Origin of the sequence: Aeromicrobium sp. Root344 (assembly GCF_001425755.1) — a bacterium.
In the GTDB taxonomy this organism is placed as follows: domain Bacteria; phylum Actinomycetota; class Actinomycetes; order Propionibacteriales; family Nocardioidaceae; genus Aeromicrobium.
Genome location: NZ_LMDH01000001.1, coordinates 981,701 through 999,364, shown reverse-complemented (window position 1 = coordinate 999,364; position 17,664 = coordinate 981,701). Strand labels below are relative to the sequence as shown.

Here is a 17,664-nt window from a genome sequence, read left to right as displayed (position 1 = left end):
TGCGCCGTTCGTGCGTCCCGGGGCGTCTGACAGGCTGGGCGGATGATCGAAGGCGCGTACGTCCAGGACCTCCGCCGGGCACTGACCCGGGCCGACTTCACGGTCGACGCGGTGTTCGCCTTGCTGGGTGAGGACGCCCATCGCGCCCTCGGCCGCAACCAGACGGTGCCGGCCCGACGAGCCACGGCAGGCGCGGGTGACCTCGCCACACTGGTGCGACTCTTTGCCCTGCAGGTCGCCGTCGACCGCGAGCGCGCGGACGCCGCACTGCCGGGACTCGTCGAGCCGCTCGTCGCCGCGGGGATGCTCCGGGCTTCCGGCGGTGAGGTGCGCGCGCTGGTCGACGTACGACCGTACGGCGACGAGGACCACGACTGGTGGATCGTGTGCGACCCGACGCCGGGTCTCGACGTCGGCCAGACGCCGATGAGCCCTGAGTACGTCCTCGGCATCAGCGAGGCGTCGTCGTCGTTGGCACAGCTGACGATCCGCGAGCCGGTGGGCCGGGCGCTCGACCTCGGGACGGGCTGCGGCGTGCAGGCCCTGCACCTTGCCCAGCACTCCAGCGAGGTCGTGGCGACCGACGTCAACCCGCGGGCGCTGGCGATGGCCCGCCTCACGGCCGAGCTCAACGAGCTCGACATCGACGTCCGCGACGGGAGCCTGTTCGACCCGGTCGCCGGGGAGACGTTCGGCCTCATCGCGACGAATCCGCCGTTCGTCATCTCCCCACCGGGCAGTGAGGTCCTGGTCTACCGCGACTCGGGCATGCCCGGCGACAGCGTCGTGCGCCACCTCGTCGAGAACGCCGCAGCCCACCTCGACGACGGTGGCTGGTGCCAGATCCTCGCCAACTGGGCGCACCGCACGGACACCGCGTGGCAGGACGGGCTCGAGGAGTGGTTCGCCGGTCAGCCCCTCGACGCCTGGGTCGTGCAGCGCGAGCTCGTCGACCCCTCGGAGTACGTCGAGATGTGGCTCGCCGATGCCGGTCTCGCCTCGGCGCCCGACTACGTACGTCGCTACGACGCGTGGCTCGACTGGTTCGCTGACGTCGGCATCGAGGCGGTCGGCTTCGGCTGGCTCAGCATGCGCAAGACGTCGGCGACACCGGTGCACCGGCTCGAGGAGTGGAGCGGGGAGGTTGCTCCACCGGTGGGTCCGGCAGTCGCGGCGTGGGGTCGCCGCACCGAGCTGCTGCGCGGGCTCGACGACCAGTCGCTGCTCGGCCGCGCCTTCCGCCACGCCCCCGACCTGGTCGAGGAGACCCGCGGGCCGGCCGGCGCCGAGCACCCGGAGTCGATCGTGCTGCGCCTCCAACAGGGCGTACGCCGTGCGCGGCAGGTCGACACGGTCGAGGCCGGGCTGGTCAGCGCGAGCGAGGGTGACCTGTCGGCCGGGCAGATCCTCGACGCCCTCGCGTCGCTGCTCGACCGGGACGCCGCCGACCTCAGGCGTACGTATGCCGGTTCGGTGCGCGAGCTCGTGGCCGAGGGCTTCTTGGAGTGAGGCTCGGCATGCGTCGAGTCGCCACTCACGAGATGCTCGAGGCATGACGTCAGCCTCGCCGCAGGGGGTCATCGACCTGTCCGGCCACGACCTCGCCTCGACGGTCCCGGACAGCTGGGACGCCTTCATCGACCTCGTCGGCCGGGTGGACCTGTCGACACCCACGCGCTTGCCCGGGTGGACCGTCCGCGAGATCGCCCTGCACCTCGGGACCTGGGACGGGCGCTCGGCGCTGAACCAGGTGCTGCAGACTCTCGGCGCCGATGCCGCGCAGCAGCCGCTCGACGCCGACGGGTTCAACGCCGAGCTGGTGGCGGCCCACGCCGCAGCCACCGATGAGGACGTACGCGCTGCACTCCGCCAGTCGCGCGACGACGTCGCGGCGCTGCTGGCATCGGACCTCGCACGTGACCGCGGCCGTGACCCAGTGGCGAGCGTCACCGGTCCGCTGCCGTTGCTGACCGTGGTGCACGCCGAGTGCTACGAGCTGGCGATCCATGCCCTCGACATCGCCGCCGACGCTGACCAGGACTGTCCGCCGGTGCTCCTCCGCCACGGCATCGCCGCGCTGACCGACTCCACTGGAGCGCTCGCCGCGAGGGCGGGTGCCGACGCGACGATCGGGATCATCGCGGACGAGGCGGCGTGGAGCTTCACGGCGCGCGCGGACGGCGGCTGGACCACGGCTCCGGTCGAGGGCAAGCCGCACGGACCGCGCATCACAGGTCGCGCCAAGGACCTGCTGGAGGCCGCGGCGGGGCGGGCCGAGCCCGTACGCCTGCTGGCGACGCGGCGCCTCAAGATCTCGCACGCGGCCGGGCTCACGGCGCTCGCCCCGATCCTCGACGAGGTGCCGGGGCTGCCGGGCGGCAAGGGCCTGGCGCTCGCCGCCAAGGGGCTCGGCGGCATCGGCGCGCTGTTCCGTCGCTAGAGCGACAGCTGCAGGTAGGCCAGGTCGAGCCATCGGTCGAACTTGAACCCGACCTCGGGAAGCAGCGCGACCTGGCGGAAGCCGAACCGCTCGTGCAGGGCGATCGAGCTCGTGTTGGTGGCCTCGATGCCGGCGACGATCGTGTGCACGTCGCCCGATCGCGCACGATCGATCAGCTCGGGCATCAGCGCGTTCGCGACCCCGCGACGGCGGTGATCGGGATGCACGTAGACCGAGTTCTCGACGGTGAACCGGTAGCCGGTCTTGGGGCGCCACGGGCCGTACGTCGCGAAGCCGGCGACGATGCCGTCGCGCTCGGCGACCAGCACCGGCAGCCCCGCAGCACGTCGTCCGTCGAACCAAGCGCGGCGGTCGTCGAGGCCGACCTCGGTCTCGTCCCAGATCGCGGTGGTCGTACGGATCGCGTCGTTGTGGATCTCGAGGATCGCCGGGAGGTCGTCGAGCCCGGCGTCGCGGATGATCATCGGACCTCCCCTATAGTGGCGATGTGTCCATCATAGTAGACGACATCAGCGCACGGATCGGCAAGCGGGTCGCCCTCGAGCGGGAGCAGCGCGGCTGGTCGCTCAGCGAGCTGGCGGAGCGCTCCGGGGTGTCTCGGGCCATGATCCACAAGGTCGAACGCGGCGAGAGCAGCCCGACCGCGACGCTGCTCGGGAAGCTCTCGGGCGCGTTCGGCCTGACGGTGTCGACGCTGATCGCCCGGGGCGAGCCTCGAGGCACCCGGGTCCTGGCTCGCGACGACCAGGAGCTGTGGGTCGATCCGGACACCGGCTATCGCCGCCGGCAGGTCATCACGACACCGGCCGGCGACATCACCGAGATCGTCATGCCGCCGGGCAAGGAGGTCGCGGTGCCCGCCGAGTCGTACGACTTCGGGATGCACGTCGTGTGGGTCGTCGAGGGAGTCCTGACGTTCGTCGTGGGCGAGACGACCCACGAGCTCGCGGCGGGGGACCGGCTGCGGATGGGCGACCCCGCACCGGTCGTCTATCGGAACGCGTCGACGGACGACGTGCGCTATGTCGTGACGGTGTTCGCGTCGTCCACGGACACGTAGTTGGCCGGCCGGAACGCCGGGATCAGCTGACCGCCCCAGCAGACGAGGGCGATGACCGTGGCGATCGCGCCGCCGACCACGAAGCCACCCCAGGCGCCGACCTCGTCGATCGCCGCGCCGATGACCGGCGAGCTCGCGGCGCCGCCGATCGTGAAGGCCGTGCCCTGCCAGCCCATCGCCTCGCCGCGCCGCTCCTCGGGCACGAGCTTGGCGATCCACTCGGCAGCGGCCGTCATGGTCGGCGCGCACAGGAAGCCGGTCGGGATGACCCACAGCGACAGCGACCAGACCTGCCCGCCGAGACCGACCGGGATCGTCGTAAGACCGAGGGCCAGCAGCAGGTAGGTCGGCCGGATCGAGCGGTTGAGCGACCCGTAGATCAGTCCGCCCAACAAGGAGGACAAGCCCCACAGTCCGTAGGTGAAGCCGATCGCGCCGACCTTGTCGAGCTCGCGGAGCTCCGCGATGATGCCGAGGTCGGTGCCGACCAGGGTGGCCATCGTGCCGCCGGAGATGAGGAAGAGGAACACGACGGGCACCGACAGGATCGAGGCCTTGCCGGTCGCCTCGTCGGGAGTCGCGTCATCGACCGGCGCCGCCGACCGGGTCGGCGGGTTGAGCCGCAGGAAGATCAGCCCGGCGAGGACCTCGCACGCGCCGACCGCACAGAGGGCCGCGTCACCGCCGGCCTGGGTCACCAGGAGCACCCCGGCCGCCGGGCCGATGATGAAGCTCGCCTCGGAGATGACCGAGTCGGCGGAGAACGCCGTGCGGCGCTGGCGCTCCTCGACCATGACGCTCAACGAGAGCCGCACGATGGAGAAGACGGGAATGAGGAACAGCCCCATGAGCAGCGAGATCGGGATGAGCCACACGTACGTCGCGATCGTCGCCAAGGGATAGAGCAGGCCCACCGCGACGATCGAGGGCAGGATCGCGCGCCGCATGCCTAGCCGGTCGATCAGGCGACCGCGCCACGGCGACCCGATCGCCGCACCGAGGGTCGTGGCGGCCGCGACGACACCAGCTTGCGCATAGGTGCCGTCGAGGTCGTCGACGACGTAGAGCGTGAAGACCAGCGGTGCCGCCATCATCGGGATCCGGGCGAAGAACGCCGCAATGAACAGCGTGCGGACGGACTTGTCCGCCCACAGCTGCGCATATCCGGAGAAGGCCACAGGAAAGTATTTCACTCACCTCAGACACGTCAGGACCGACTGTCACCGATCGACGCGCCACAGCCGCTCACAGATGCGGATGCATGAAGTCTTGACGACACACGCTACGGTGTGCTGCGTCTGACCAATCAGGAGTTCACCAGTGACCAGTCTCGTCATCGTCGAGTCGCCCAACAAGGTCCGCAGCATCGCGGGCTACCTGGGGGACGGCTATGTCGTGGACTCCTCGGTCGGCCACATCCGCGACCTGCCGCGCGGCGCCGACGAGGTGCCGGCCGCGTTCAAGGGCGAGACCTGGGCCCGCCTCGGCGTCAACATCGACAGCGAGTTCGAGCCGATCTACGTCGTCTCGGCCGACAAGAAGTCGCAGATGACCAAGCTCAAGAAGCTCCTCAAGGATGCCGACGAGCTCGTCCTGGCGACGGATGAGGACCGCGAGGGCGAGGCCATCGCGTGGCACCTGCTCGACGAGCTCAAGCCCAAGGTGCCGGTCAAGCGCATCGTCTTCAACGAGATCACGCGCGACGCGATCCAGTACGCCATCGCCAACCCGCGCGACGTCGACATGGACCTCGTCGACGCCCAGGAGACTCGCCGCATCCTCGACCGCCTGTACGGCTACGAGGTCAGCCCGGTGCTCTGGAAGAAGGTCATGAGCGGCCTGTCGGCCGGACGCGTGCAGTCCGTCGCGACGCGGCTCGTGGTCGAGCGTGAGCGCGAGCGCATGGCGTTCCACGTCGCGTCCTACTGGGACCTCGAGGCGACGTTCGACGCCGGCGAGGGCTTCGACCCGCGCCAGTTCCCGGCCAAGCTCTTCAGCGTCGACGGCAAGCGCATCGCGTCGGGCAACAACTTCGACAACGCCGGGCAGCTGACCTCCGACAAGGTCGCGCACCTCGACGAGCAGCAGGCCGGCGCCCTGGCCGCGGCGCTCGACGATCGCCCGTTCACCGTGCGTTCGGTCGAGTCCAAGCCCTACACGCGCCGCCCCTACGCACCGTTCCGCACCACGACGATGCAGCAGGAGGCGTCCCGCAAGTTCGGCTTCGGCGCCGCCCGCACGATGCAGGTCGCCCAGCGGCTCTACGAGGGCGGGCACATCACCTATATGCGTACCGACTCGACGACCCTGTCTCAGACCGCGCTCAACGCGGCCCGCGCCCAGGTCACCGAGCTCTACGGCGCCGCCTACCTGCCCGCCTCGCCGCGCGTCTACGCCAGCAAGGTCAAGAACGCGCAGGAGGCCCACGAGGCGATCCGCCCCGCCGGCGAACGCTTCAAGACCCCGCAGCAGACCGGCCTCGGCGGCGACGAGCTCCGCCTCTACGAGCTGATCTGGAAGCGCACGATCGCCTCGCAGATGAACGACGCCAAGGGCGACTCGGTGTCGATCCGCATCGGTGCGACGGCCACGAGCGGTGAGGACGTCGTGTTCGGCGCGTCGGGCCGCACGATCACGTTCTACGGATTCCTCAAGGCGTACGTCGAGTCGCACGACGACTCCGACGCCGAGGGCGACGACCAGCAGACCAAGCTGCCCAACCTGTCCGAGGGGCAGACCGTCACGGCCGCCGAGCTCGGCAAGGCGGGGCACGAGACCAAGCCGCCGTCGCGCTACACCGAGGCCAGCCTGATCAGCGAGCTCGAGACCCGCGAGATCGGCCGGCCCTCGACGTACGCCTCGATCGTCGGCACGATCCAGAACCGCGGCTACGTCTACAAGAAGGGCACCGCGCTGGTGCCGGCGTGGATCGCCTTCTCGGTCATCCGGCTCATGGAGCAGCACTTCCCGCGGCTCATCGACTACAACTTCACCGCCGAGCTCGAGGACGTCCTCGACGAGGTGGCCAACGGGCGCGAGGACCGGCTCAACGTCCTCACGGGCTTCTGGACCGGCACCGGCGAGGGCGACACCGGCCTCAAGCGCCTCGTCGAGAACCTCCCGGACATCGATGCGCGCGGTCTCGCGACGTTCCCGCTCGGCGAGGACATCGACCTGCGGGTCGGCCGCTACGGCCCGTACGTCGAAGGTCCGCCGTTCACCGAGGACGCCGAGGGCAAGCGGGTGCCGACCCGCGCCAACGTGCCGGACGACCTGCCGCCCGATGAGCTCACGCTCGACCGCGCCAAGGAGCTCCTCGCGAGCCCGTCCGGCGTCGAGAAGGAGCTTGGCCCGCACCCCGAGACCGGCCTCATGATCACCGCCAAGAGCGGCCGATTCGGTCCCTACGTCACCGAGGCGCTGCCCGACGACGCCAAGAAGGCCGACAAGCCGCGCACGGCGAGCCTGTTCGCGAGCATGGACCTCGACACGATCACGCTGGAGCAGGCCGTCGAGCTGCTCAAGCTCCCGCGAGTCGTCTACGTCGAGGAGGACGGCACCGAGGTCACCGCCCAGAACGGTCGCTACGGTCCCTATCTCAAGAAGGGCACCGACTCGCGGTCGCTCGAGCGCGAGGACCAGCTCCTCACGATCACCGAGGACGAGGTCCGGGCGATCTACGCGCAGCCCAAGACGTACGGGCGACGTGCCGCCGCGGCTCCGCTCAAGGAGTTCGGCAACGACCCGGTCAGCGGCTCGCCCGTCGTGGCCAAGGACGGTCGCTTCGGCATGTACGTCACCGACGGGGAGTACAACGCGACACTGCGCAAGGACGACTCGCTCGAGACCTTGACGCCGGAGCGGGCGTTCGAGCTGCTCGCCGAGCGTCGCGCCAAGGGGCCGGCCAAGAAGGGCGGCAAGAAGACCGCCAAGAAGGCAGCCAAGAAGACGACCAAGAAGTCGCCGGCCAAGAAGTCGGTCGCCAAGAAGGCCTGACGACCTGCCACAATCGGGGCCATGCTGCGCCCCATCGTCAGGCCGTTGTCACCGCGGGACCCGCACGAGGCGCACCGCGTCGCGTCGCCGCTGGAGCTCTTCACGGACCTCTGCTACGTCGTCGCGATTGCGCAAGCGGCGCTGTCGCTGCACCACGAGATCTCTGAGGGGCACGCCGGGCACGGTCTCGTGTGGTTCGCCGTCTCGTTCTTCGCGATCTTCTGGGCCTGGCTCAACTTCGTCTGGTTCAACTCCGCGTACGACCCCGATGACACCGTCAACCGGATCTTGACGCTCCTCCAGGTGTTCGGTTCGCTGGTGCTGGCCGCCGGCGTGCCGCGGATGTTCCACGAGGACTTCACGCTGGGCGTCGTGGGCTATGTCATCATGCGCGTCGGCCTGGTGCTGATGTGGCTGCGCGCCGCCGCCGGCCATCCCGAGCGGCGCACGACCGCGCTCCGGTACGCGTACGGGTTGATCCTCGTGCAGATCGGCTGGGTCGTGGCGTTGCTCGTCACCGACAGCCACATCCCGATCTGGCTGTTCGTCATCATGGTCAGCCTCGACTTCGCCGTCCCGTTCTACGCCGAGCTGGCCGGCACCACCCCGTGGCACCCGCACCACATCGCCGAGCGCTACGGACTGTTCTTCATCATCGTGCTCGGCGAGACGATCCTGTCGGTGACGATCGCCCTGCAGATCGCGTTCGACAAGGCGCACCCGCCGGCCGAGCTCTGGCTGGTCGTGGCCGGCGGGGTGCTCAGCACGTTCAGCGGCTGGTGGCTCTACTTCGCGCGCGACAACGCCGACATCCTCACGGACAACTCCGTCGGGTACGTCTGGGGCTTCGGTCACTACGTCATCTTCGGCACGGCGGCCGCGCTGGGCGCGGGCCTGGCGGCGCGCGTCGACTTCTACTCCTCGCACCACTCCGAGGTGTCCGACCTGGTCAGCAGCGCGTTCGTCACAGGTCCCGGCGCGGCGTTCCTCGTGGCCCTCTGGCTCGTCAGCATCCGGCTGCACGACGCGTCGATGCGGACCGCCGGGCCGTTCGCCGCAGGCGCCATCGCCATGATCATCGTGACGTTCGTGCCCTACTCCGAGCTCTGGGCCGGCCTCATCGCCCTCGCGGTGCTGGTCACCGAGATCCGGCTGACGACGGACCGCGACGAGAGTGTCGGCGCCGAGTCCTAGGTTGTCGGTATGCCTGACGTGTCGCTCGAGGTCGTCGAACGCCTCCGTGCGATCTGCCTCTCGTTGCCCGACGCCTACGAGGAGACCGCCTGGACCGGACTGCGCTGGTGCGTCCGGCGCAAGACGTTCGCCCACGCGCTCGTGATCGACGACGGCCGGCCCGAGGCCTACGCGCGCTTCATCGCCGACGAGGGGCCTGTGACGGTGGTGACCTTCCGCGCGCCCGGTGACGAGCTCGAGGCGCTCCGCCAGGCCGGTCCGCCGTTCTTCGTCGCCCGTTGGGGCCGCGACGTCGTCGGGCTCGAGCTGCGGGACGACACCGACTGGGACGAGCTCGCCGAGATGCTCACCGACAGCTTCTGCGTGATGGCGCCGCAAAAGCTCGTCGACCGCGTCATTCCCCCCGCCTAGCTCGGTTGTGAGGGGCTGTCCGGTTACGGTGGACCGATGGTCGACGTCCAGCGTGTGTCCCAGCTCGTACGCGATCCCAAGGAAGGAGCGCGCGTCGTCGCCCGACGGCTCAAGGCCACGCCGTGCCTGGTGTGCGGCTCGCGGCGCCAACGCACCCAGGTCGTCGACCGCAAGAAGCGGTCCTACGAGATCCGCATCTGCCAGCGCTGCCACTACGTCTCCAACTTCACCAACACCGTCGACTACACGGCGTTCGAGTCCGTCGAGAGCTTCCGGCTCTCGCCGCGCGTGGGCACCGCGGAGCACCAGGGTCGCGAGTTCCACATGGCGGCGATGGGCGCCGACATCCTCCAGCGCGACGGCCTCACGGTCATGGTCTTCGGCGCCGGGCGCAGCCTCGACTACCAGCACATCGCCAAGCTCCCCGCGGTCGACCGGGTCGTCATGAGCGATGTCGTCGACCTCGGCGTCGACGCCGACTTCATCAACATCACCGAGGGCACCTCGGAGCGGTTCGACCTGATCATCGCCTGCGAGGTCGTCGAGCACTTCACGGATCCGCGCTCCGAGTTCCCGAGGCTGTTCCGCCTGCTCACCCGCAAGGGTCTGCTGGTCTGCTCGACCAACATCTACGACGGCCGCAACGTGGCCAACCACCGCTACCTCTACTCCCGGGGCCACACCTCCTACTACAGCCCCAAGGCCATCGGCGTGATCGCCCGACGCAGTCGGATGCGCTACGACTTCCGGCTGCCGAAGATCGCCACGGGGTCGGCGGGTCCCCGCAAGCGCTACGTCCTCTTCACCAAGTCGCGGGGCAACCTGCGTCGCATCGTCGACTACTTCGGCGACCACGCCTACGCGCCCTCGGAGGACGTCGGCCCCACTGAGTAGGCTCGCCCCATGGATCCGCTCTTCACCGAAACCGGGGTGTTCCTCGCCTTGGAGGGTGGGGAGGGCGCCGGCAAGTCGACGCAGGCCGTCATGCTCGTCGAGTGGCTCGAGAGCCTCGGCCACGGAGTCCTGCTCACCCGCGAGCCGGGCGCCACCGAGGTCGGCAAGATCCTGCGCCACATCGTGCTCGACAACGACACCGGCGAGCTGTCGCCGCGCACCGAGGTCCTGCTCTATGCCGCCGACAAGGCCGAGCACGTCGACCAGGTCGTCCTGCCCGCGCTCGCCGAGGGCACGATCGTGCTGACCGACCGCTACGTCGACTCGCTGCTGGCCTATCAGGGCGCCGGCCGCCACCTCGACTCCGCCGAGGTCGAGCACCTCGCGCGCTGGGCCACCTCGTCGCTGCGGCCGCACCTCACGATCGTGCTCGACATCGATCCAGCGGTCGGCCATCTTCGGTTCGAAGGCGCCGACCGCATCGAGTCAGAGCCGCTCGAGTTCCACCAGCGCGTACGCCAGCACTTTCTCGACCTGGCCGCTGCCGACCCGCAGCACTATCTCGTGGTCGGTGGTGGTGGCACGCCCGCCGAGATCCACGCCGAGATCCGGGCGGCCGTCGAGCCATGGCTGGGCCAGGTCACGGCATGACCGTGTGGTCGGACCTGGTCGGGCAGGAGCCGGTCGTCGAGACCCTGCAGGCGGCCGTCGCCTCGGCCGGCGGCGACGGCCGCTCCATGACGCATGCGTGGCTCTTCACCGGCCCGCCCGGCTCGGGCCGCTCCAACGCGGCGCGCGCGTTCGCGGCGGGGTTGCAGTGTGAGCTCGGCGGCTGCGGTGAGTGCCACTCGTGCACGACCGCGCGAGCCGGCAGCCATCCCGACATCACCCTCATCTCCACAGACGGTCTCTCGATCGGCGTCAAGGACATCCGCCAATACGTCCGCTCGTCCGCGCTCCGGCCGGCCCTCGGCCGCTGGCAGATCCTCATCATCGAGGACGCCGACCGGCTCACCGACGAAGCAGCCAACGCGCTGCTCAAGGCCATCGAGGAGCCGTCGCGCCAGACCGTGTGGATGCTGTGCGCGCCCGCTGTCGACGACGTGTCGGTGACGATCCGGTCGCGCGCCCGCAGCGTCCTGCTGAGGACACCGTCGACCGAAGCCATCACAGGCCTCCTCGTCACGCGAGACGGCGTCGAGCCGGAGCTGGCCCACGCCGTGGCCTCCGCGTCGCAGGGGCACATCGGCCGCGCCCGCGGCCTGGCGCGAGACGCCGGGGCGCGTGAACGACGTCGGGCGATCCTGGCGATCCCGGTGTCGCTGCACGACCTCGGCGACTGCCTCCGCGCCGCGCACCAGGTCAACGAGGAGGCGACGGCACGGGCCAAGGACTACTGCGATCCCGCCGACGAGCGCGAGCTCGACGACCTCCGGACGACGTGGGGCGTCGAGGAGCGCGGCCGCCGCCCACCGGGCTACGCCGGCGCGCTCTCGACGTTGCAGAAAGACCAGGACCGGCGCCGCAAGCGCATGGCCCGTGACTCGATCGACGGGGTCCTGCTCGACCTGCTGTCGTTCTGCCGGGACGTGCTCGCGGTGCAGTGCGCGACCGGTGTCGACCTCGTCAACGCCGATGTGGCCGACGACGTCAACGAGCTGGCCCGGGTGTGGACGCCCGAGTCGACGATCCACACGATCGATGCCATCGTCGAGTGTCGCGCCGCCTTGACGGCCAACGCCGCACCACTGCTCGCACTCGAACGCATGATGATGGGACTTCGCCGGTGACTCGCTCCAGGACATCCTTCGTGGTCACGGTCGTGGCTGCCATCGCTCTGATCGCCGGTGCCGTGCTCGTCGCCGTCGCCCTCACGCGTGACGACGGGGACGATTGGACCGCACCCGAGCCGACCTCGACGTCCGCGGCCCCGAACGGCCTTCAGAAGTTCTACAGCCAGAAGGTCTCGTGGTCCGACTGCGGCGACTCCACGCGGTGCGCGTGGATCAAGGTGCCGATCGACTACGCCAAGCCCGACGGTGCGACGACCCGGCTGCGTGCGGCCGTCCACCCGGCCACCGGCGGCAAGGCCAGGAGCAGCATCCTGGTCAACCCCGGGGGACCCGGCGGGTCAGCCATCGACTTCGCCAAGACCATGGCGTCGAGCTTCGGCGACGACGTCCGCAAGATGTACGACATCGTCGGCGTCGACCCCCGCGGCGTGGCCGAGAGCTCACCGCTGAAGTGCCTGCCCGACAAGGCGTTCGACGCGTTCACGGAGACCGATCCCGACCCTGACGACCCTGCCGAGATCACCGCGCTGCGCCAGAGCATCACCGATCTCGGGCAGGCGTGCGAGAAGAACTCCGGCGAGCTCGCGGCGCACGTGTCGACCGTCGAGGTCGCCAAGGACATGGACGTCGTACGCGCTCTGCTCGGCAGGCCCAAGCTCGACTGGTTCGGCGCCTCCTACGGCACCGAGCTCGGCGCGGTCTATGCCCAGCTGTTCCCCACCAAGGTCGGCCGCATGGTGCTCGACGGCGCCGTCGATCCCGCCCTGGGTCCCATCGACTCGAGCCTCGGCCAGACGACGGGCTTCCAGCGTGCACTCGACGCGTACGCCAAGGACTGCGTCAAGCAGTCGAAGTGCCCGCTCGGTGACGATGTCCAGACCGGTCTGGCCAAGATCGCCGACCTCATGAAGCAGCTCGACGGCAAGCCGATGTCGGCTTTGCCCGGCCGCGACCTGACTGAGGGCCAGGCGTTCTACGGCATCGCCGTCACGCTCTACGACAAGACCACGTGGTCCTACCTCACCCAGGCACTCGACGCGGCTTTCAAGGGCAACGGCAGCATCCTCGTGCAGCTCTCCGACGTCTACTTCAACCGCAACCAGGACGGTTCCTACACCGGCAACCTCGGCCAGGTCATCTATGCCGTCAACTGCCTCGACGCACCCGACCGGCTGACCGTGCAGGAGACCGAGGCGGCGCTGCCGCGGTTCGAGAAGGTCTCACCGGTCTTCGGCCGCGCCCTCGGCTGGGGCGCGCTCGGCTGCGCCGACTGGCCGATCAAGGTCACCAACCCGTTGCCCAAGATCGAGGCCAAGGGGGCGCCGCCGATCCTCGTGCTCGGCACGACCCGCGACCCCGCAACGCCATACGAGTGGGCCAAGTCGCTGGCGTCGCAGCTGTCGTCAGGTGTGCTGGTGACCCGCGAGGGCGACGGCCATACGGCCTACACCTCCGGCAACGAGTGCATCACCGACGCAGTCGACGGATTCTTCACCAAGGGCACCGTGCCCAAGGCGGGCCTGACCTGCAAGTAGGTCCTAGCGGCTGCCGAAGATCGAGCCCAGGATCGAGCCGAGGTCCGGCGACTGGGCCTTGGCCTCGGTGCTTGCGTCCTGGACCTCCTTCTGGACGACGGCGGGATCGGCCTTGCCGCCGCTCGTCAGTCGCTTGGCGAGATAGGCCATGACGATCGGAGCGAGGATCTTGAGGATCTTGTCGACGTCCACGCCCGAGGCGCCGGCCTTGCTGCCGATGGCCTCCGAGACGTCCGGTGCGGCACCACCCAGCACCTTCTCGATGATCCCGCTGCCGAGCGCCCCGGTGATCAAGGCGCCCATGTCGCCGAGCGGGTTGGCATCGGCGTGCTGTCCCAGCGCGTTGGCGAGCGAGGCCGCGCCTTCGCCGCTCTGGACGTTCTTCTCCATGCCGCCGAGCAGCGCCGGGAGACTGTCCCTGATGATGCTCTGGACCTTGTCGGGCTCGACCCCGACCTGCTGAGCGATGTCGTTCAGCGTGCTGGAGTCGATGTCGGCGAGGATGTCGTCTGCGAGAGCCATGCCCGCACCCTAGACCCGCCGTTCAGCCAGAGGCTAGGGCTGCCGGACTGCTTCGTGGTGGTGGATGACCTCGTCGATGATGAAGTTGAGGAACTTCTCCGCGAATGCCGGGTCCAGGTCGGCCTCGACCGCCAGGGCGCGCAGGCGGGTGATCTGGCGCGCCTCACGCTCGGGATCGGCCGGCGGCAGGTCGTGCTCGGCCTTGAGCTTGCCGACGCGCTTGGTGTACTTGAAGCGCTCGGCCAGGACATGGATCAGCGCGGCATCGATGTTGTCGATGCTCGCGCGGATCTCCTCGAGCTCGGCCTGCGTGGTGTCGGTCACGAGTGCGATTCTACGGGGGAGAGGCCGATGTGATGTCGTCGCGATCACCCGGTAGTATCAGTGATCGGTTCGGCGGGCGATCCCCGGCGAACCTCGGCCGCTTTAGCTCAGTCGGTAGAGCGTTTCACTCGTAATGAAAAGGTCGTCAGTTCGATTCTGACAAGCGGCTCAACGAATTATTGATGTTCCCCCGCAGGCCGCGCGCCCCCGGCGCGCCCCCACTGGTTCAACCGGCTCAATCCGGTCTCGTCGGCACTTGTCCCGAGGTAGTGAAGATATCGCTGGGTCGTCGTCAGATCCGCGTGTCCCATCCAAGCCTGGACGGTGGTGGGGGAGACCCCGGCCTCGAGCCACAGACATGCGGCGGTGTGCCGCAGGTCGTGGAGTCGCCGACCTCGTCCGGTCTCGGCCCAGTGGGTCGAGTTCTTGAACGCGGTGGCGTAGAGCCGCGCACCGTTCTCGGTCGTGACCAACAGATCGTTCGGTCCTTTGCCTGCGGTCATCGACTTCACGAGTGGCAGGACGGCGTCGACGAGGGGTACGTGGCGGGTGCGCCCGGACTTGGGCCGCTTGGTGCCGATGCCTTCTGGCTGGGCACGTCGGATCACGAACCGCGGGACTGGGACCTCGATAAAGTCGGCCACCCGCACCTCGCGCAATTCTGACCACCGCAAGCCTGTCCACCCGGCGAGCCAGACGGCATCGGCCAGGGCTGGATTAAGAACGGCGATCTCGTCGCGAACTGACTCCAGCTCCTGACGCGAGAAGGGCATCATCTCGGCAGCCGGCGTCAGCTGCGCCGGCACCCGGGTCCGCGACACCGGGTTGACCGTGATCAGCCGGTCGTGGATGCAGGACGCGAAGAACGCCATCAGCGTCGCTCGGTAGCGCTTGACCGTGGATTCGGCATAACGCCGCGACCAGTCGTTGATGCACCGCTGGACCTCGCGGTCGGTCACCCGGTTGACGTGAAGATTGGCCACGCCGGGCGGCAGCGCCTTGAGAACTGATCGATCCGCCTTCGTCGTCTTGATCGCAACGGTGCCCTCGCGATCCACCAGCCACGTCGCGAACGCCTTCCTGACCAAGATTTTGCCGGCCCGCGGATCGACACCACCCGCCAGCGACGCGCGCTCACGCGACAGCCAGGCTTCGGCCTCCCGCTTGGTGTCGAACGTCCGACCGGCGACGTACTCACGCCCAGACTTGAGCTCAGCACGCCACCGGCCAGACCGGTCCTGTCGGATCCCCATCAGGACGCTCGTGATTCGACGTAGGCGAGCAAGTCGTCCTCGCGATAGCGAGGCGCGTGGTCGGTGACCCATACGCATCGTGGTCCCGTCCCGTTCTGCCGCATCCGGCACAACGTCGACGTCGCGACGCCGAGGATCTTCGAAACCTCGGTGGGCGACAGCAGTTTGAGTTCTGTCATGGCGATCGTTCCTTCCTCCCACCGCTGGTGAGCGCGACAGCCTGCTCGACCCTCCAGTTTCGAGCGGTCGCGGTGGGAACGAACCTGCTCGATCGCGATCTGTGGAGAACCCGGTGCATGCATGCGCCCTGCGGATATGGCGCTAAACCCCAAGGCCACGTTCCAGGGTTGAGTGGCCAGGAATCGGCCAACTTTCGGGGGAACGTTGGAAGGAAGCGTCCCCTGGCTCGACGGTGATTGATTTGACCGGTGTCCAGGACGGCCTATGCTCCTCGCGCGATTTCGCAGGACGACAGCTGGCCGACGGATCGAACGCGTGGGTTCGATGACGGTGCGGCCCGTTCATCAGAACATCTGAAGGCCATCTGTCTTGGAGCGGTAGGCCTCGTCCTCGACGCTCCAGCGACGGATCTCGTCCGGCGATACTCTACCGAGATGGCGGTTGAGCCCGAAGAAATTGCGGACGAAGAAGTCATCTCTCAACGGATCTCAGTGGGGCGAGCTGACATCAATGCGCCTCGACCCAAGGATCAGAACAAACTGTCAGCGCTTCGAGGGAGGATTTCTCCAGGTGAGGCACAATTGATAGTGACCCGCGGAAAGCACCCACTGACCCATGAGGACGGCGTGCGACGGACCACCGCCGGCGAGCTTCGGGAATCCGGATTCACCGTGGAACACACCCCCAACAACTTCAATCCAAACCATGTGACGATCACCTACTTCGGCGAGTGGGACCACATCGCAGAAGAACTATTTGTGTCATGCTTCACTGAACGTGAATGGCACCGAGAGGAGGCACCATGAGTGATCTTGTATTCATCGACCGCGACGCTTCGCCATGGGATCCCTCAGCGACCTCTGAATTAGTGTTTGAACTAGACCGATATAACTTTCCCCGGACTGGCATTCTCCGCCAACGGGATCTCGGAAACGATCTACTTGTCCTTTTTGACTGCATCGCCGGCGAAGAGGATAAACAGAATCTTTGGATCTACGCGACCATCGACTCGGAGGAAGCCGAGCGACTCGCCAGCGCGACAGGTACTGCTCTTCTGGCTGAGGTCCAGTCCGCCTTCAAGCACCGCTGGGTGACTCTGGCGTACGCCGATGACTTCAAAGTGCAAACCTTCGATCGCTTCGATGCCGGAAGCGAGGGCTATATGTCGCTCATGAAACGCTACATCCTGCGGCTCAAAGCGGACCTGCAGCGGATGCAGAATGATCTCGACGTGATGGCGCGTCACTCTCGCGCCGACGAAGACGAACTCACCTTTCAGTAGACGAAGTCAAGAGGTTCCGTACTGAATCGCCTCTGCTACCTCGCTGAACGTCTGAGGAACAACTCCCGGCGAGGTAGTCATCAGCCGAACAGTTCAGTTCGTAAATTTGGCCGACTACTGCTTGAGCTCTGCGGCTGACCTTTCTGTATGGACCCCGCGAACACCAACCCTCCGGGACAAGCTTCGTCGGAACTTTGGAACTGCGGAGAGTCGCCAGACTGCACAGACGCCATGACAATTCCAATTGTCGTGCTGATTGAAGCGACCAACCCAATCTTTGGCGCGGCCCATCCTGGGCGAAGTGCTCCATGCCCGGCGCGTCGATCAGGAGACCTATCGACCTCGATCAAACGGCCTGTATATGGCGTCCATCAGTCCGTTGCGTATCGCGTTGTAAGTCGACTCCCAACGCGGGTCTGACTGCAAGGTGCGCTCGCGGCCTAGTCTGGCCAGTTCATAGACCACGCGTCGGCACCCAGCTGGAGAGGCCAACGTTCGGTCGACGCAGGTTCCGATGGGGTGCTCGCGAGTCTCCATGCGGTCGACCACTTCGATGGCGATAGCACCTTGAGCGGCCGCGCGGCGTTCCTCGTACGCGGCTCTTCGGCATGCCTGCGAGCACCAGATTGGCGGTCTACCGGTCGCCTTCCGCTGCACATCTTTACCGCATCGAGGGCATGTTCCTCCTGCGGCTTCTCGCCTGTTCTCCTCGCGCCATTCGCGATCTTTGTCTGCACTCATGACCCTTAAGGCCTTTCG

The 17,664-nt window shown here is 67.9% G+C and carries 18 protein-coding genes and 1 tRNA gene; 13 read left to right on the top strand and 6 right to left on the bottom strand.

What is annotated here, in order from left to right; translation table 11 throughout:
* Positions 1-42 precede the first annotated feature (42 nt).
* Positions 43-1,509 carry a N5-glutamine methyltransferase family protein gene (locus tag ASC61_RS04880; protein ID WP_056210042.1) on the top strand — a complete coding sequence of 489 codons (1,467 nt, stop codon included), beginning with the start codon at positions 43-45 and terminating at the stop codon, positions 1,507-1,509.
* A 43-nt stretch (positions 1,510-1,552) separates the two neighbouring features.
* On the top strand, positions 1,553-2,440 hold the full coding sequence (locus tag ASC61_RS04875) for a maleylpyruvate isomerase N-terminal domain-containing protein (protein WP_056210040.1): 888 nt from the start codon (positions 1,553-1,555) through the stop codon (positions 2,438-2,440).
* On the opposite strand, the gene ASC61_RS04870 is transcribed toward ASC61_RS04875, so the two are convergent.
* Positions 2,437-2,925, bottom strand: coding sequence for a GNAT family N-acetyltransferase (locus ASC61_RS04870; RefSeq protein WP_056210038.1), 489 nt, complete (start codon positions 2,923-2,925; stop codon positions 2,437-2,439). The two genes, ASC61_RS04875 and ASC61_RS04870, sit on opposite strands and share 4 nt — an antisense overlap.
* A gap of 23 nt (positions 2,926-2,948) precedes the next feature.
* Between ASC61_RS04870 and ASC61_RS04865 the strand changes: the two genes are divergently transcribed.
* Complete coding sequence (locus ASC61_RS04865) at positions 2,949-3,521, top strand: helix-turn-helix domain-containing protein (RefSeq protein WP_082530461.1); 573 nt, start codon at positions 2,949-2,951, stop codon at positions 3,519-3,521.
* Here ASC61_RS04865 and ASC61_RS04860 read toward each other — a convergent pair.
* Positions 3,482-4,699: an MFS transporter gene (locus tag ASC61_RS04860; RefSeq protein ID WP_056210036.1), complete on the bottom strand. Its 1,218-nt coding sequence runs from the start codon at positions 4,697-4,699 to the stop codon at positions 3,482-3,484. The two genes, ASC61_RS04865 and ASC61_RS04860, sit on opposite strands and share 40 nt — an antisense overlap.
* Positions 4,700-4,841: 142 nt before the next feature.
* On the opposite strand from ASC61_RS04860, the gene topA reads away from it, so the two are divergent.
* From topA to ASC61_RS04825, 7 genes are read left to right on the top strand one after another with little or no spacing between them, the layout of a single operon-like run.
* Positions 4,842-7,517: a type I DNA topoisomerase gene (gene topA / locus ASC61_RS04855; RefSeq protein ID WP_056210034.1), complete on the top strand. Its 2,676-nt coding sequence runs from the start codon at positions 4,842-4,844 to the stop codon at positions 7,515-7,517.
* Positions 7,518-7,538: 21 nt separating this feature from the next.
* Positions 7,539-8,711 (top strand): low temperature requirement protein A, encoded by a 1,173-nt coding sequence (locus ASC61_RS04850; protein WP_056210032.1) that lies wholly within the window; start codon positions 7,539-7,541, stop codon positions 8,709-8,711.
* 9 nt (positions 8,712-8,720) lie between these two features.
* Entirely contained in the window at positions 8,721-9,122 is a 402-nt protein-coding gene (locus ASC61_RS04845; RefSeq protein ID WP_056210031.1) for an MmcQ/YjbR family DNA-binding protein, read from the top strand.
* Between the two features lie 36 nt (positions 9,123-9,158).
* Positions 9,159-10,016 carry a methyltransferase domain-containing protein gene (locus tag ASC61_RS04840; RefSeq protein ID WP_056210028.1) on the top strand — a complete coding sequence of 286 codons (858 nt, stop codon included), beginning with the start codon at positions 9,159-9,161 and terminating at the stop codon, positions 10,014-10,016.
* Between the two features lie 9 nt (positions 10,017-10,025).
* The gene (tmk, locus tag ASC61_RS04835; RefSeq protein ID WP_056210027.1) at positions 10,026-10,667 is read left to right on the top strand and encodes a dTMP kinase; all 642 of its coding nucleotides are present in this window, start codon (positions 10,026-10,028) and stop codon (positions 10,665-10,667) included.
* Positions 10,664-11,806 (top strand): DNA polymerase III subunit delta', encoded by a 1,143-nt coding sequence (locus tag ASC61_RS04830; protein WP_056210025.1) that lies wholly within the window; start codon positions 10,664-10,666, stop codon positions 11,804-11,806. The genes tmk and ASC61_RS04830 overlap by 4 nt, the downstream gene beginning before the upstream one ends.
* A gap of 32 nt (positions 11,807-11,838) precedes the next feature.
* Complete coding sequence (locus ASC61_RS04825) at positions 11,839-13,344, top strand: alpha/beta hydrolase (protein WP_200935394.1); 1,506 nt, start codon at positions 11,839-11,841, stop codon at positions 13,342-13,344.
* 3 nt (positions 13,345-13,347) lie between these two features.
* Here the strand turns inward: ASC61_RS04825 and ASC61_RS04820 are convergent, their stop codons facing one another.
* Both ASC61_RS04820 and ASC61_RS04815 read right to left on the bottom strand, forming a co-directional pair.
* Positions 13,348-13,866, bottom strand: a complete 519-nt coding sequence (locus ASC61_RS04820) for a DUF937 domain-containing protein (protein ID WP_056210023.1) — start codon at positions 13,864-13,866, stop codon at positions 13,348-13,350.
* A 33-nt stretch (positions 13,867-13,899) separates the two neighbouring features.
* A complete protein-coding gene (locus ASC61_RS04815; RefSeq protein ID WP_082530460.1) occupies positions 13,900-14,190 on the bottom strand; it encodes a chorismate mutase in 291 nt (96 codons plus the stop codon).
* 96 nt (positions 14,191-14,286) lie between these two features.
* Here ASC61_RS04815 and ASC61_RS04810 point away from each other — a divergent pair.
* Positions 14,287-14,359, top strand: a tRNA-Thr gene (locus tag ASC61_RS04810).
* 7 nt (positions 14,360-14,366) lie between these two features.
* Here ASC61_RS04810 and ASC61_RS04805 read toward each other — a convergent pair.
* The gene (locus ASC61_RS04805; RefSeq protein ID WP_235503488.1) at positions 14,367-15,248 is read right to left on the bottom strand and encodes a tyrosine-type recombinase/integrase; all 882 of its coding nucleotides are present in this window, start codon (positions 15,246-15,248) and stop codon (positions 14,367-14,369) included.
* 194 nt (positions 15,249-15,442) lie between these two features.
* Positions 15,443-15,622, bottom strand: coding sequence for a helix-turn-helix transcriptional regulator (locus ASC61_RS19920; RefSeq protein ID WP_056210020.1), 180 nt, complete (start codon positions 15,620-15,622; stop codon positions 15,443-15,445).
* A gap of 435 nt (positions 15,623-16,057) precedes the next feature.
* On the opposite strand from ASC61_RS19920, the gene ASC61_RS19640 reads away from it, so the two are divergent.
* On the top strand, positions 16,058-16,429 hold the full coding sequence (locus ASC61_RS19640) for a hypothetical protein (protein ID WP_157439381.1): 372 nt from the start codon (positions 16,058-16,060) through the stop codon (positions 16,427-16,429).
* On the top strand, positions 16,426-16,905 hold the full coding sequence (locus ASC61_RS04795; protein WP_056210017.1) for a hypothetical protein: 480 nt from the start codon (positions 16,426-16,428) through the stop codon (positions 16,903-16,905). Before ASC61_RS19640 ends, ASC61_RS04795 begins: the two co-directional genes overlap by 4 nt.
* The last annotated feature ends 759 nt before the right edge of the window (positions 16,906-17,664 follow it).

Coding starts and splice junctions, on each gene's coding strand:
- ASC61_RS04880 (WP_056210042.1), top strand. CDS start 43: ATGATCGAAGGCGCGTACGTCCAGGACCTCCGCCGGGCACTGACCCGG.
- ASC61_RS04875 (WP_056210040.1), top strand. CDS start 1,553: ATGACGTCAGCCTCGCCGCAGGGGGTCATCGACCTGTCCGGCCACGAC.
- ASC61_RS04870 (WP_056210038.1), bottom strand. CDS start 2,925: ATGATCATCCGCGACGCCGGGCTCGACGACCTCCCGGCGATCCTCGAG.
- ASC61_RS04850 (WP_056210032.1), top strand. CDS start 7,539: ATGCTGCGCCCCATCGTCAGGCCGTTGTCACCGCGGGACCCGCACGAG.
- ASC61_RS04845 (WP_056210031.1), top strand. CDS start 8,721: ATGCCTGACGTGTCGCTCGAGGTCGTCGAACGCCTCCGTGCGATCTGC.
- ASC61_RS04840 (WP_056210028.1), top strand. CDS start 9,159: ATGGTCGACGTCCAGCGTGTGTCCCAGCTCGTACGCGATCCCAAGGAA.
- tmk (WP_056210027.1), top strand. CDS start 10,026: ATGGATCCGCTCTTCACCGAAACCGGGGTGTTCCTCGCCTTGGAGGGT.
- ASC61_RS04830 (WP_056210025.1), top strand. CDS start 10,664: ATGACCGTGTGGTCGGACCTGGTCGGGCAGGAGCCGGTCGTCGAGACC.
- ASC61_RS04820 (WP_056210023.1), bottom strand. CDS start 13,866: ATGGCTCTCGCAGACGACATCCTCGCCGACATCGACTCCAGCACGCTG.
- ASC61_RS19920 (WP_056210020.1), bottom strand. CDS start 15,622: ATGACAGAACTCAAACTGCTGTCGCCCACCGAGGTTTCGAAGATCCTC.
- ASC61_RS19640 (WP_157439381.1), top strand. CDS start 16,058: ATGGCGGTTGAGCCCGAAGAAATTGCGGACGAAGAAGTCATCTCTCAA.
- ASC61_RS04795 (WP_056210017.1), top strand. CDS start 16,426: ATGAGTGATCTTGTATTCATCGACCGCGACGCTTCGCCATGGGATCCC.